We start from the raw sequence: 11,652 nt of genomic DNA on the forward strand, positions 1-11,652 counted from the left end.
CCCCCCCCCCTATTTTTTTAACACCCACCCCCCCCCACCCCCCCCCCGCCCGGGGCGGGGGGGCGGCGTTTTGGTTAAACCCCCCCCCCCCCCCCCCCCCCGGGGCGCCCCCCGGGCCGGGGATAGGCACGACGCGAATGCCGTGGTCGAGCGCCTCGCCGACCAGCCGGTAGCCGGGATCGGACACCAGCGGCGTGCCGGCATCGGAGATCAGCGCCACGCTCTGCCCGGCCTGAAGTGCCGATATCAGCTTCGGCCCGGCCTCGCCGGCATTGTGTTCATGATAGGCCGTGGTGCGGCGGCGAATGCCGTAGCGGTCGAGCAGCACGCGCGACACCCGCGTGTCTTCGCAGGCGACGATGTCGGCGGCGGCAAGCGTCTCCAGCGCGCGCAGCGTGATGTCGGCGAGATTGCCGATCGGCGTCGCCACCAGATAGAGCGCCGGCTCCAATGGCCGTGCCGCGATCTCGGTCTGCCCGACCACATAGCTGCGCTTGCCCGTCTCTGCGGTCACCGATGACTTCTCCATTCAGCCCTGTTTGGCACGGCTGACGCGGGCTTGCAAAAGCTGACGCCGATGTAAGGAATTCGCCTTTCCTTTGCCACAGTGGGGAACCAAACCGGCGTTGGCAGATTAGCCCCCTGATTCCGGAGGAGGACAGGATGGACAGCCTGAAGATACAGGACGCTTTCGAGCCCTACTATGCCGGCCGCAAGCGCGGTGCCGCGCCCACGGCCAAGCGCCCGCCCGCCAAGACCGAGAACGGCCTGACCAAAGAGCGGACCGCGAGCACCTCGCCGACGAAGGGCAGGCTTTCCGACAGCAACAAACCAGATAGCACGACGGAGCACTGACCGGACGATGCCCAATCGCTTCGACATCTTCATCACCCGTCTTGAAACAAAGAACGCCCGCAACGGCGCGCAACTAGCCTCGATAGGCGACCAGCACCGCGCCCGTCGCGATAAGGGCGACGCCAAGCCAATTCGCTCCGGACAACCGCTCGCCGAGAAAGGCCGCGCCAAACACCGCCACAAGCACGACGCTTAGCTTGTCGATCGGCGCCACCTGCGCCGCATTGCCGATCTTGAGCGCCCGAAAATAGCAGAGCCATGACGCGCCGGTCGCCAGACCGGACAGGCCGAGGAAAGCCCAAGTCTTTCCCGAGATCGTGGCCGGCGACTGGAACTGGCCGCTAGCAAGCAGGATCGCACCGAGCACGATCAGGATGATGACCGTGCGGATGAAGGTGGCGAAATCGGGATTGATGTTCTCGATGCCGACTTTGGCGAAGATCGCCGTCAGGGCCGCGAACGCAGCCGAGAGCAATGCCCAGAATTGCCAGGAGGATACGGTCAGGTTCATCAAGGTGGCCTTCGCTGATGACGTCTCAACCGAGATACCGTGAAACGCGTGTTTCCAGAAGTGCAATCCTCGGGTTCGGAGATTTTTGGGGGTGCATCTGTGAGATGTCCGGCAGGACAGAGGGGGGTGTGAAGGATCGCTACAGAACAAGCTTCTGCTCTGTGCCGTTGCAGTCCTCTTCCTCGTCGCGGCATGGATCCCAAGGTCTGCGCTCTGCTGCTATGACGAAGGCGTGGTAAAGCCTACCGCGCCAGATCGGCGACCACGGCGTCGAGCACGATCATACCGGCCGGCGTGGCGCGCAGGCGCGCATTGCCGATCGGCGCCACCAGCCCTTCGCCCTCCAGCATCGACAGCCGCGCGCTCGACAGGCCGCGTCCGGAGAACGCTTCGTAGCGGGAGAGGTCGATGCCTTCGGCGAGCCGCAGGCCCATCAGCAGGAATTCGTCGGCCTCTTCCGAACGCGTCAGGATTTCGCCGCCGGTGACGCCATGGCCCTTGGCCTCGACCAGATTGGCCCAGGTTTCCGGCATCCGCTCGGCGATCGTCACCGTGCGGCGACCATTCTCGACGAAGCGGCCATGCGCGCCCGGCCCGACGCCGACATATTCGCCATACCGCCAATAGGTGAGGTTGTGCCGGCTCTCGGCGCCTGGCCTTGCGTGGTTGGAAATCTCGTAAGCCGGCAAACCATGCGCCGATGTAATCTCCTGCGTCAGCGCATAGAGGTCGGCGGCGTGGTCATTGTCGGGAATGATGAATTTCTTTGCCGCGTGCAGGGCGTGGAAGGGCGTGCCTTCCTCAATGGTCAGCTGATAAAGCGACAGATGGTCGGCGGCATGGCCGATCGCCTGTTCCAACTCGGATGCCCAAGCCTCCGGCGTCTGGCCGGGCCGGGCGTAGATCAGGTCGAAGGACAGCCTTGGGAATATTTCCCGCGCGAGGCCGATGGCGTGCAGGGCCTCTTCAACATTGTGCAGCCGGCCGAGGAAGCGCAAATCCTTGTCATCCAGCGCCTGCACGCCGAGCGACACGCGATTGACGCCGGCCGCCCGATAGCCGCGAAACCGTTCGGCCTCGACCGAGGAGGGATTGGCCTCCAGCGTCACCTCGATGCCGTCAGGCACAGTCCAGTTCTTCGCCACGGCGTCCAGAACCCTGGCCACGGTTTCCGGCTTCATCAGCGACGGCGTGCCGCCGCCGAGAAAAACGCTGGTCACCTCGCGCGGCCCGGTGCGTTCGCGCATCGTCGCCAGTTCGGCCTCGAAGGCGGCGGCAAAGCGCTCCTGGTCGACTGGCTGGTGGCGGACATGGCTGTTGAAGTCGCAATAGGGGCATTTGGCCGCGCAGAACGGCCAGTGGACATAGACGCCGAAGCCGGGCGTCCGGTCGAGCAGCATGCTCATGCCGAGCCCAATCTCGCTTTGGCGAACTTCTGGAAGGCGCGAGCGCGATGCGACAGCGCCGTCGGCTGGCCGGGCTTCCAGCCGTGTTTTTCCTCGGCGCTCATTTCGCCGAAGGTCTTTTCGAAGCCATCGGGCAAAAACACCGGATCATAGCCAAAGCCGAGCTCGCCGCGCGGCGGCCAGACCAGCGTGCCTTCGGCCTCGCCGCGATAATATTCCGCCTCGCCGTCGGGAAACGCCAGGCAGATGACGGCGACGAAGCGGCCCTTGCGCTGTTGCGGCAAGGCGGCGCCGACTTCCTGCAGCGCCACTTCGGTGCGCTGCATGGCCATACCGAAGTCGCGCGTCCCCTCAGGGGTTTCGGCCCAGTTGGCGGTGTAGACACCGGGTGCGCCATCAAGCGCGTCGACGCACAGGCCGGAATCGTCGGAGAGCGCCGGCAGGCCTGTCGCCTTGGCGGCGGCGAGCGCCTTGATGTAGGCGTTCTCCTCGAAGGTGGTGCCGGTCTCGTCAGGCTCCGGCAGGCCATACTCCTTGGCCGACTTGGCTTCGAAGCCGAACGGCCCCATCAGGTCGGCGAATTCGCGCAGCTTGCCGTCATTATGGCTAGCGACGACGATCTTCTTTCCGTCGAGAGAATGCATCAAAGGCCCCAGATTCGTGGCTCGGCGAATTCGATCGAATTGCCCGAGGGGTCGCGTATATAGATCGAACGGCCGCCCTGCGGCCATTCGAATTCGCTCTCGATGGCGATGTGCTTCGCCTCGAGATGCGCTTTCCAGCGCACGATTTCGTCGGCGGTCGCCGCAAAGCAGAGATGGCCTTCCCCGACCGTGCCGTGCGGCGGCACTTTCAGCTTCGCATCAGGCGCCGGAGGGATTTTGGTCGCCTCGGCGTTGAAGACGAGCAGCACGCCGGGGCCGCAGCGGAAGAAGAGATGCCGGCCGGCCACCTTGCCGAGGAGGGGGAGGCCAAGGATGTCGGTGTAGAAAGTTTCGGCGGCGGCAAGGTCGGTGACGTAGAGAGCCGATTCAAGGATGGCGGAGGGCGTCACGAGGCACCCCCCTCTGCCCTACCGGGCATCTCCCCCGCAAGGGGGGAGATTGGCTGTGGCCCCGCCGGCATTTCTCGCGCAACGTTGACTATTGGCGAAGGCCAAGACAGCATCCGATCTCCCCCCTTGCGGGGGAGATGCCCGGCAGGGCAGAGGGGGGTGTTCAAGCTCGGCATTCGAAACCTCAGGCCACCGCCATCTGTTGCAAACTCACCAGGCGCTGGATGCCCTTCTTGGCCAGGCCCATCAAGTCCGCGAACTGCTCTTCGGAGAAAGGCTCGCCCTCGGCGGTGCCCTGGATCTCGACGATGCCGCCCTTGCCGGTCATGACGAAATTGGCGTCGGTGCCGGCCGAGGAATCTTCGAGATAATCAAGGTCGATGACAGGCTGGCCGTCATGGATGCCGCAGGAGATCGCCGCGACGTGGTCCTTCAGCACCTTGGCGACGCTGGCCATCTGGCGGGCTTCCATCCAGCGCAGGCAGTCGTAGAGCGCCACCCAGCCGCCGGTGATCGAGGCGGTGCGGGTGCCGCCATCGGCCTGGATGACGTCGCAATCGACGGTGATCTGCTGCTCGCCCAGCGCCTGCAGATCGACCACGGCGCGCAAGGAGCGGCCGATCAGCCGCTGGATCTCCAGCGTGCGGCCGCCCTGCTTGCCGGCGGAGGCCTCGCGGCGCATGCGCTCGCCGGTCGAGCGCGGCAGCATGCCGTATTCCGCCGTCACCCAGCCTTTGCCGGAATTGCGCATCCAGCCCGGGACTTTTTCCTCGAGGCTGGCCGTGCACAGGACATGCGTGTCGCCGAACTTCACCAGGCACGAGCCTTCGGCGTGCTTGGAGACGCCACGCTCGAAGGAGATGGCACGCATTTCGTCGAATTGACGTTTGGAAGGGCGCATTCAGGCTGCTTTCTTGTCATTTTCGGAATCTTGGCCGGCTTGTAACCGCATGAGACGCGTGGCGCAAAGGAAAATGGCCTGACGATCTGACGCAGACACCGGGTGATCTCACACAGACACCGGGTGATCTGACACAGACACCGGGTTGCGCGGGTGCAGTGTAAGTCTATATCCTTGGGCCGGAGGTTTTTGGCCGTATGACCAAGGCAGTCGATCCGAATTCGCAGGCGCCCGCGCTTCAATCATTGGACATGCGCTCGCGCGACATTTTTCGGCGCATCGTCGATTCCTATCTCAGGGACGGCGAACCCGTCGGATCACGCAGCCTGTCGCGCATTCTGCCGTCCTCGCTGTCGCCGGCGACCATCCGCAACGTGATGAGCGACCTCGAGCATCTCGGCCTGATCTACGCGCCGCACATCTCGGCCGGCCGGCTGCCGACGCAGGCCGGCCTGCGTTTCTTCGTCGATGCCTTCATGGAGCTTGGCGACCTTTCCGACGAGGAGCGCCGCGCCATCGAGGCGCAGGTGCGGGCGTCCGGCTCGGGCGCGACGCTGGAACACATGCTGACCGAGGCCAGCCAGATGCTGTCGGGCATGTCGCGCGGCGCCGGCCTGGTGCTGGCCGCCAAGAACGAGGTGGCGCTGAAGCACATCGAATTCATCCAGCTCGAACCGACCAAGGCGCTGGCGGTGCTGGTGTCGCAGAATGGCGACGTCGAAAATCGCGTCGTCGAGCTGCCCGCCGGCATCACCGTCTCGCAACTGCACGAGGCCTCGAATTTCCTCAACGCCCATATACGCGGCCGCACGCTGGCCGAGGCGCGGATCGAGATCGCCCGCATCAAAGAAGAAACCAGGGCCGCGCTCGACACGCTGTCGCAGGACCTGGTCGAGAAGGGGCTGGCGGTGTGGGCCGGCGCCGACAGCGGCCTGCCGGCACGGCTCATCGTGCGCGGGCGCGCCAATCTGCTCGAAAACGTCACCGCCCAGGCCGACATCGAACTGCTGCGCCATCTGTTCGAGGACATGGAGACGCAGGACGGGCTTATCCAGCTGCTTGACCTCGCCGAGCAGGGCTCGGGCGTGCGCATCTTCATCGGCTCGGAAAACAAGCTGTTTTCGCTGTCAGGCTCGTCGCTGGTGGTGGCGCCTTATCGCGACAAGGATGCCCGCGTCGTCGGCGCGCTCGGCGTCATCGGCCCGACCCGGCTGAACTACGCGCGCATCGTCCCAATGGTCGACTATACGGCGCAGCTGATTTCCCGCATGCTGCGCTGAGCTGATCCAACCGAGGAGACGACGATGGCGCTCGAAGAATTCAAGGCCCGGATCAGCCTGCTGCTGGAGGAGATGGTCAACCAGCCGGAGGACCAGCACGAGATCCAGGAGCAGTTGCGTGAAAAACTGCAGGAAATGCGCGCCATGGGCCTGCCGCTGCCGGCCGACCTCGTCGAATTGGAAAAACGTCTCGACGACGATTTCTACGCTGCCGGCAATTGAGCTGGGCGCCACGCCGCTTCAACTCATCGTGTAACGCGGAACGATCGACCAGACCCTGCCGTTCCTATCCTCGTCACCAGATGTTGGAGGACAGGATGATCCGTTTCGCCGGTCTGGCTATTGCCGCCCTGTTTGTCGTCACGCCGGCATTCGCCCAGCAGGCGGACCAGCCCATGCTGAAAGGGGCGGACGCCTTTGGCGGCTGGCGGGCGGACAAGCCCGGCGTGCGCCGCCTGATCAAGCCGGAAGACTTGCCAAAGCCCTATCTCACCAAATCCGCCTCGAACAGCGCCGGCCTCGCTGACAGGCCGGCGAACGCCAAGCCGAAACTGCCGCCGGGGTTCTCGGCCGAGCTGGTTGCATCGGGCATCGACAATCCACGTGTCGTGCGCATCGCGCCGAACGGCGACCTGTTTGTCGCCGACAGCAAAGCCAACCAGGTCCGCATCTATCGCCTCGCCGAAGGCAGGGCGAAGCCGGCACAGGACGGCATCTTTGCCGGCAATCTCAACCAGCCCTATGGCATTGCCTTCTATCCCCCAGGCAATGACCCGCAATGGGTCTATGTCGCCAACAGCGACAGCATCGTGCGCTTTGCCTACCGCAATGGCGACCTGAAGGCAGCCGGAGATCCGGAAACCATCGTCGGCAACATCCCGGCCAATCATCACTGGACCCGCGATATCGCCTTCTCGCCGGACGGCAAGACACTTTATCTGTCGGTCGGCTCGGGATCGAATGTCGCCGAGGACATGGGCCGGGAGCCGAAAGGCGGACTCGATGCCTGGGCGAAATCGCAGCCGCTCGGCGCCACATGGGGATCCGAGGACGGCCGCGCCGGCGTCCTGGCCTTCGATCCCAATGGCAAGAATGGCCGCATCCTTGCCACCGGCCTGCGCAACTGCTCGGGCATGACCGTGCAGCCGGCGACCGGCGCGCTGTGGTGCGTCGTCAACGAACGGGATGCGCTTGGCGACAATGTGCCGCCCGAATACGCGACCGTGGTCAAGGACGGCGCCTTCTATGGCTGGCCGTGGTATTATATCGGCGACAATGAGGATCCGCGCCACAAGGGTGAGCGCCCCGATCTTGCCGGCAAAACGACCGTTCCCGATGTGCTGATGCAGGCGCATTCGGCGCCGCTCAACATCGCCTTCTACGATGGGAAGAGCTTTCCGGCCGAATACAAGGGCGATGCTTTCGTCGCTCTGCACGGGTCATGGAACCGCGGCAACCGGACCGGCTACAAGGTGGTGCGGTTGCTGTTCAAGGACGGCAAGCCAACCGGCGAGTATGAGGATTTCATCACCGGCTTCGTCGTCTCGAACGGTGAGGTCTGGGGCCGGCCGGTCGGCGTGGCGGTGGCCTTGGATGGCGCGCTGATCGTCACCGAGGACGGCAACGGCACCATCTGGCGTGTAACCCATGGCGACGGTCGTTCCTGAGCGCAGTTCGCACAGGCGTGGTGCAATCGAATCCGAGTTTCAGGGAATTCACGCCCGCCGGACTTTGTGCGATAGGATGCCGTGATAGCAGCGTCGCGCAGGGCCGCAACCATGACCCTTACCGGATTCCTCGCCTATAGTGCGGCTCTCGGCATCGCCGCCGCGATTCCTGGCCCCGGCATCACCGCGCTGGTCGCCCGTGCGCTCGGCTCCGGCTTCCGCTCGTCGCTGGCGATGTCGTTTGGCCTGATGGTTGGCGACATCACCTATCTGACCGCTGTGGTGCTCGGCCTCGCCTTTGTTGCACAGAGTTTCGGCATGGTTTTCCTGGCCATGAAATGGCTCGGCGTCGCCTATCTCGCCTTCCTCGGCTGGCGCTTCTGGAACAGCGGCATCACGCCCGAGACCGTCGAGGCCAGAAAAGGCAAGGGCGGCTTGCTGTCGAGCTTTGCCGCCGGCCTGACTGTCACGCTCGGCAATCCGAAGACGATGATCTTCTATCTCGCCATCACGCCGACCATCGTCGACCTGAAAACCATCACGCTGGCCGGTTACGGCATTCTCGTCGCGCTGACGGTCGTCGTGCTTCTGGTGGTGCTGGTGCCGTATCTGGCGCTGGCCGCCAAGGCGCGCTGGTTCCTGAAATCGCCGCGCGCGCTCAAGGCGCTGAACCGTACGGCTGCCGGCTTCATGGTCGGTGCCGCTGCGGCGATTGCCGCCCGCCAATAGCGGGCTTTCGGCCAAAGCATTTCGCAAACAGGCCTTTGTGGGAAATGCTTTTCCGAGACGGCACCGTTTTAGACACAGGTCCCACTCGGATATTTTCAATCGACAGTCTATCTTGCGCGGTCGAAGGTCCTATGTTGCCCGCAAATCCACTTGCCTGAAATTCTGGGAGCGAAACCAATGAACAAGCCCGTTACATCAGCCCGCGTGCCCGGCCGCGGCCGCGTCTACGATTCCATCACCGACACGATCGGCGATACGCCTCTGGTGCGGCTCGACAAGTTCGCTCGGGAAAAGGGCATCGTCGCCAATCTCATCGCCAAGCTCGAATTCTTCAATCCGATCGCCTCGGTCAAGGACCGCATCGGCGTGGCGATGATCGAGGCGCTGGAGGCGTCAGGCAAGATTTCTCCCGGCAAGACCACGCTGATCGAACCGACGTCGGGCAACACCGGCATCGCGCTTGCCTTCGCCGCTGCCGCCAAGGGCTACAAGCTGATCCTGACGATGCCCGAAACGATGTCGATCGAGCGCCGGAAAATGCTGGCGCTGCTCGGCGCGGAGCTGGTGCTGACAGAAGGCCCGAAAGGTATGAAGGGCGCCATCGCCAAGGCCGACGAACTGGCAGCGACGATCCCCAACGCGATCATCCCGCAGCAGTTCGAGAACCCGGCCAATCCGGAAATCCACCGCACGACGACGGCCGAGGAAATCTGGAACGATACGCATGGCGAGGTCGATATCTTCGTCGCCGGCATCGGCACCGGCGGCACCATCACCGGCGTCGGCCAGGTGCTGAAGAAGCGCAAGCCCTCCGTGCATGTCGTCGCCGTCGAGCCGGACTCCTCGCCGGTTCTGTCGGGCGGCCAGCCCGGCCCGCACAAGATCCAGGGCATCGGCGCCGGCTTTGCGCCCAAAATCCTCGACACGACGATCTATGACGAGATCGTCAAGGTGTCGAACGAGGATTCGGTCGCCAATGCCCGCCTCGTCGCCCGCCTCGAAGGCGTGCCGGTCGGCATCTCTTCGGGCGCCGCCCTGCAGGCGGCCATCGTCGTCGGCTCGCGGCCGGAGAACAAGGGCAAGAACCTTGTGGTGGTCATCCCGTCCTTCGCCGAGCGTTACCTGTCGACGATCCTGTTCGAGGGGCTGGGATCGTAATCCGACGCTTCTTCGTGACCAAGCTGGCCCGCTGAAAAAACGCCCGTGGCCGCCATCGGCGGCTTGAGCCCGACACCGCTTCCGGTTCATATCGCCCCCGGCCTGCTTTGCGCGGGCCGGGGGAGGATTTCATGTACAAGCTCTACACCCGTCCTGGCAGCGGCGGTTTCGTCGTCGAGGCGGCGCTGGTGCTGGCGAATGCACCGTTCGAGCAGATCGACGTGCCGAAGACCGACCGGCCCGATCCCGCCTTCCTCGACATCAGTCCGTTGAACCAGGTGCCGGTGCTGACCCTGCCGGACGGAAGGTCGATGACCGAATCGGCAGCGATCTGCATCGTGCTTGCCGAGCGCCACCCCGACGCCAATCTGGCGCCGGGAGCAGAAGCGCCTGCCCGCGCGGATTTCCTGCGCTGGATGGCCTTTATGTCGTCTGTTCTCTATTCGGCAGTGCTGCGTTTCTACTACGCATACCGCTACACGGCCGATCCCGAAGGCACCAAGGCGGTCAAGCTAGCGGCCGCGGCCGAGATGGACCGCGGCTTTGCCGTTCTCGATGCCGCGCTCGAGGGCCGTGACTGGCTGGTCGGCGACCGGATGTCGCTGGCCGACATCTATCTGGTCATGCTGGTGGCCTGGCATCCCGACATCGACAGCGCGCGGACGGCCTGGCCTGAGATCGAGCGTCTGTGGTCGAAGCTGCGCGGGCACCCGCTGATGAAGACGCTCAATACATCGCATGAGATGTGGCCAGGCTGAACGAGCCGGCAAGGCGCCGCCTTGGCGAGGCTCAGTTTCGAAGCACCGCTCTTTTACCTTGCAGGAACCGGCGCACCGCCGGGTCGCGTTCGAGGCCGATCGCCCGGTCATAGGCTTCGCAGGCTTGCGGTACCTGACCAAGCCTGGCCAGGAGACCGGCGCGTGCGGCCCAATAGGGCTGGTACTCGTCAAGCCGCTTGTCGTCGCCCAGCACGTAAAGCGCCGCCAATCCGGCCACTGCGCCCTCGGCCTCGGCAATCGCCACCGCGCGGTTGATCGCCACCACCGGCGATCCTGCCATCGAAAGCAGCGCGTCGTAGAGCTCGCGGATCGCCACCCAGTCGGTGCGGCCGGTCAGCCGTCGTGCCACATGTGCGGACTGCACGGCCGCCTCAAGCTGGTAGCGGCCGATGACGCCCATGGTGGCGGCGCGGTGGAGCAGGGATTCCGCTTCGTCAACCAGAGCGCGATCCCACAGCGCGCAATCCTGCTCGGCCAGCGGCACGTAATCCCCGGCCGCATCGCGCCGTGCGGCGCGGCGCGCCTCGGCAAACAGCATCAGCGACAAGAGGCCCAACGCCTCCGGCTCCTCCGGCAACAGCGAAGCCACCAGCCGGCCGAGCCAGATGCCTTCGGTCGCCAGATTGCGACGTCGCGTCTCGGTGCCCGCCGGGTCGGTCCAGCCTTCGGCGAAGGCGGCGTAGATCGCTTCCAGCACCGCATCCAGCCGTTCCCCGAGTTCGGCCCGCTCCGGCACGCGGAACGGAATGCCGGTTTCACGGATGCGGGACTTGGCCCGCACCAGGCGCTGGCCCATGGTTGCGGGCGAGACCAGGAAGGCGGAGGCGATCGTCGCGGCGTCGAACCCCAGCACCGTCTGCAGGATAAGTGGCGAGCGTACGCTCGATTCGATCGCCGGATGGGCGCAAGCGAACATCAGCCGCAGCCGATCGTCGGGCAGATCTTCCTCGGTCATGCGTGCCTCCGCCTCCTGCGCAATCAGCTTGAGATGCTCGCGGCCGGCCTCGCTGGTGAGCCGCCGCCGCACCGCATCGACACGGCGCCGCCGCGCCACCGCCAGCAGCCAGGCTTCCGGCTTTTCCGGCACGCCGGTTCGCGGCCAGCGCTCGAGGGCGGCGGCAAAGGCATCGGCCAGCGCGTCCTCGGCGGCGGCCACGTCGCGCGTGCGCGCCGCGAGCCAGGCGACCAGCTTGCCGTAGCTCTGCCGCGCGGCCCCCACCCCGGCCCCCCCGGCGCAGTACGGGCGACAGTTCAAAACCCGGAATTATTTTGGGAATATTAAGGCAATTAACAAAAAAGCCCCAAATACAAC

14 protein-coding genes are annotated in these 11,652 nt (G+C 64.9%); 7 read left to right on the forward strand and 7 right to left on the reverse strand.

Going from position 1 to position 11,652, the window contains the following annotated elements:
- On the reverse strand, positions 1-529 hold a 529-nt coding region (locus NKH52_RS34580), incomplete at its 3' end, for an SAM-dependent methyltransferase (protein WP_352968475.1).
- Positions 530-663: 134 nt separating this feature from the next.
- Between NKH52_RS34580 and NKH52_RS34585 the strand changes: the two genes are divergently transcribed.
- Entirely contained in the window at positions 664-855 is a 192-nt protein-coding gene (locus NKH52_RS34585; protein ID WP_352730178.1) for a hypothetical protein, read from the forward strand.
- Positions 856-928: 73 nt separating this feature from the next.
- On the opposite strand, the gene NKH52_RS34590 is transcribed toward NKH52_RS34585, so the two are convergent.
- The 5 genes from NKH52_RS34590 to rph all read right to left on the reverse strand — a co-directional run bounded on the left by NKH52_RS34590 (position 929) and on the right by rph (position 4,727).
- A complete protein-coding gene (locus tag NKH52_RS34590; protein WP_352730176.1) occupies positions 929-1,366 on the reverse strand; it encodes an EamA family transporter in 438 nt (145 codons plus the stop codon).
- Positions 1,367-1,608: 242 nt separating this feature from the next.
- Complete coding sequence (gene hemW / locus NKH52_RS34595; RefSeq protein ID WP_352730174.1) at positions 1,609-2,772, reverse strand: radical SAM family heme chaperone HemW; 1,164 nt, start codon at positions 2,770-2,772, stop codon at positions 1,609-1,611.
- Complete coding sequence (gene rdgB, locus NKH52_RS34600; protein WP_127297580.1) at positions 2,769-3,416, reverse strand: RdgB/HAM1 family non-canonical purine NTP pyrophosphatase; 648 nt, start codon at positions 3,414-3,416, stop codon at positions 2,769-2,771. Before rdgB ends, hemW begins: the two co-directional genes overlap by 4 nt.
- On the reverse strand, positions 3,416-3,826 hold the full coding sequence (locus NKH52_RS34605) for a VOC family protein (RefSeq protein WP_352730172.1): 411 nt from the start codon (positions 3,824-3,826) through the stop codon (positions 3,416-3,418). The genes rdgB and NKH52_RS34605 overlap by 1 nt, the downstream gene beginning before the upstream one ends.
- Positions 3,827-4,010: 184 nt before the next feature.
- Positions 4,011-4,727 (reverse strand): ribonuclease PH, encoded by a 717-nt coding sequence (gene rph, locus NKH52_RS34610; RefSeq protein ID WP_127297577.1) that lies wholly within the window; start codon positions 4,725-4,727, stop codon positions 4,011-4,013.
- A 197-nt stretch (positions 4,728-4,924) separates the two neighbouring features.
- Here rph and hrcA point away from each other — a divergent pair, with 197 nt between their 5' ends.
- From hrcA to NKH52_RS34640, 6 genes are all read left to right on the forward strand, one after another.
- The gene (gene hrcA, locus NKH52_RS34615) at positions 4,925-6,007 is read left to right on the forward strand and encodes a heat-inducible transcriptional repressor HrcA (protein WP_127297576.1); all 1,083 of its coding nucleotides are present in this window, start codon (positions 4,925-4,927) and stop codon (positions 6,005-6,007) included.
- Between the two features lie 24 nt (positions 6,008-6,031).
- Positions 6,032-6,229: a hypothetical protein gene (locus tag NKH52_RS34620; protein WP_127297575.1), complete on the forward strand. Its 198-nt coding sequence runs from the start codon at positions 6,032-6,034 to the stop codon at positions 6,227-6,229.
- A 95-nt stretch (positions 6,230-6,324) separates the two neighbouring features.
- Entirely contained in the window at positions 6,325-7,674 is a 1,350-nt protein-coding gene (locus tag NKH52_RS34625; protein WP_352730169.1) for a PQQ-dependent sugar dehydrogenase, read from the forward strand.
- Positions 7,675-7,785: 111 nt separating this feature from the next.
- A complete protein-coding gene (locus NKH52_RS34630) occupies positions 7,786-8,403 on the forward strand; it encodes a LysE family translocator (RefSeq protein ID WP_352730167.1) in 618 nt (205 codons plus the stop codon).
- Between the two features lie 177 nt (positions 8,404-8,580).
- A complete protein-coding gene (gene cysK / locus NKH52_RS34635; RefSeq protein WP_127297572.1) occupies positions 8,581-9,561 on the forward strand; it encodes a cysteine synthase A in 981 nt (326 codons plus the stop codon).
- A gap of 131 nt (positions 9,562-9,692) precedes the next feature.
- Complete coding sequence (locus NKH52_RS34640) at positions 9,693-10,319, forward strand: glutathione S-transferase family protein (RefSeq protein WP_352730165.1); 627 nt, start codon at positions 9,693-9,695, stop codon at positions 10,317-10,319.
- 31 nt (positions 10,320-10,350) lie between these two features.
- On the opposite strand, the gene NKH52_RS34645 is transcribed toward NKH52_RS34640, so the two are convergent.
- The gene (locus NKH52_RS34645) at positions 10,351-11,559 is read right to left on the reverse strand and encodes an RNA polymerase sigma factor (RefSeq protein ID WP_352968480.1); all 1,209 of its coding nucleotides are present in this window, start codon (positions 11,557-11,559) and stop codon (positions 10,351-10,353) included.
- Between the last annotated feature and the right edge of the window lie 93 nt (positions 11,560-11,652).

It is taken from the genome of Mesorhizobium sp. M1066 (assembly GCF_040318635.1).
In the GTDB taxonomy this organism is placed as follows: domain Bacteria; phylum Pseudomonadota; class Alphaproteobacteria; order Rhizobiales; family Rhizobiaceae; genus Mesorhizobium.

What these genes read in the sequence shown, in the direction of transcription:
- NKH52_RS34585 (WP_352730178.1), top strand. Translation starts at nt 664, where the DNA reads ATGGACAGCCTGAAGATACAGGACGCTTTCGAGCCCTACTATGCCGGC.
- NKH52_RS34590 (WP_352730176.1), bottom strand. Translation starts at nt 1,366, where the DNA reads ATGAACCTGACCGTATCCTCCTGGCAATTCTGGGCATTGCTCTCGGCT.
- hemW (WP_352730174.1), bottom strand. Translation starts at nt 2,772, where the DNA reads ATGAGCATGCTGCTCGACCGGACGCCCGGCTTCGGCGTCTATGTCCAC.
- rdgB (WP_127297580.1), bottom strand. Translation starts at nt 3,416, where the DNA reads ATGCATTCTCTCGACGGAAAGAAGATCGTCGTCGCTAGCCATAATGAC.
- rph (WP_127297577.1), bottom strand. Translation starts at nt 4,727, where the DNA reads ATGCGCCCTTCCAAACGTCAATTCGACGAAATGCGTGCCATCTCCTTC.
- hrcA (WP_127297576.1), top strand. Translation starts at nt 4,925, where the DNA reads ATGACCAAGGCAGTCGATCCGAATTCGCAGGCGCCCGCGCTTCAATCA.
- NKH52_RS34620 (WP_127297575.1), top strand. Translation starts at nt 6,032, where the DNA reads ATGGCGCTCGAAGAATTCAAGGCCCGGATCAGCCTGCTGCTGGAGGAG.
- NKH52_RS34625 (WP_352730169.1), top strand. Translation starts at nt 6,325, where the DNA reads ATGATCCGTTTCGCCGGTCTGGCTATTGCCGCCCTGTTTGTCGTCACG.
- NKH52_RS34630 (WP_352730167.1), top strand. Translation starts at nt 7,786, where the DNA reads ATGACCCTTACCGGATTCCTCGCCTATAGTGCGGCTCTCGGCATCGCC.
- cysK (WP_127297572.1), top strand. Translation starts at nt 8,581, where the DNA reads ATGAACAAGCCCGTTACATCAGCCCGCGTGCCCGGCCGCGGCCGCGTC.
- NKH52_RS34640 (WP_352730165.1), top strand. Translation starts at nt 9,693, where the DNA reads ATGTACAAGCTCTACACCCGTCCTGGCAGCGGCGGTTTCGTCGTCGAG.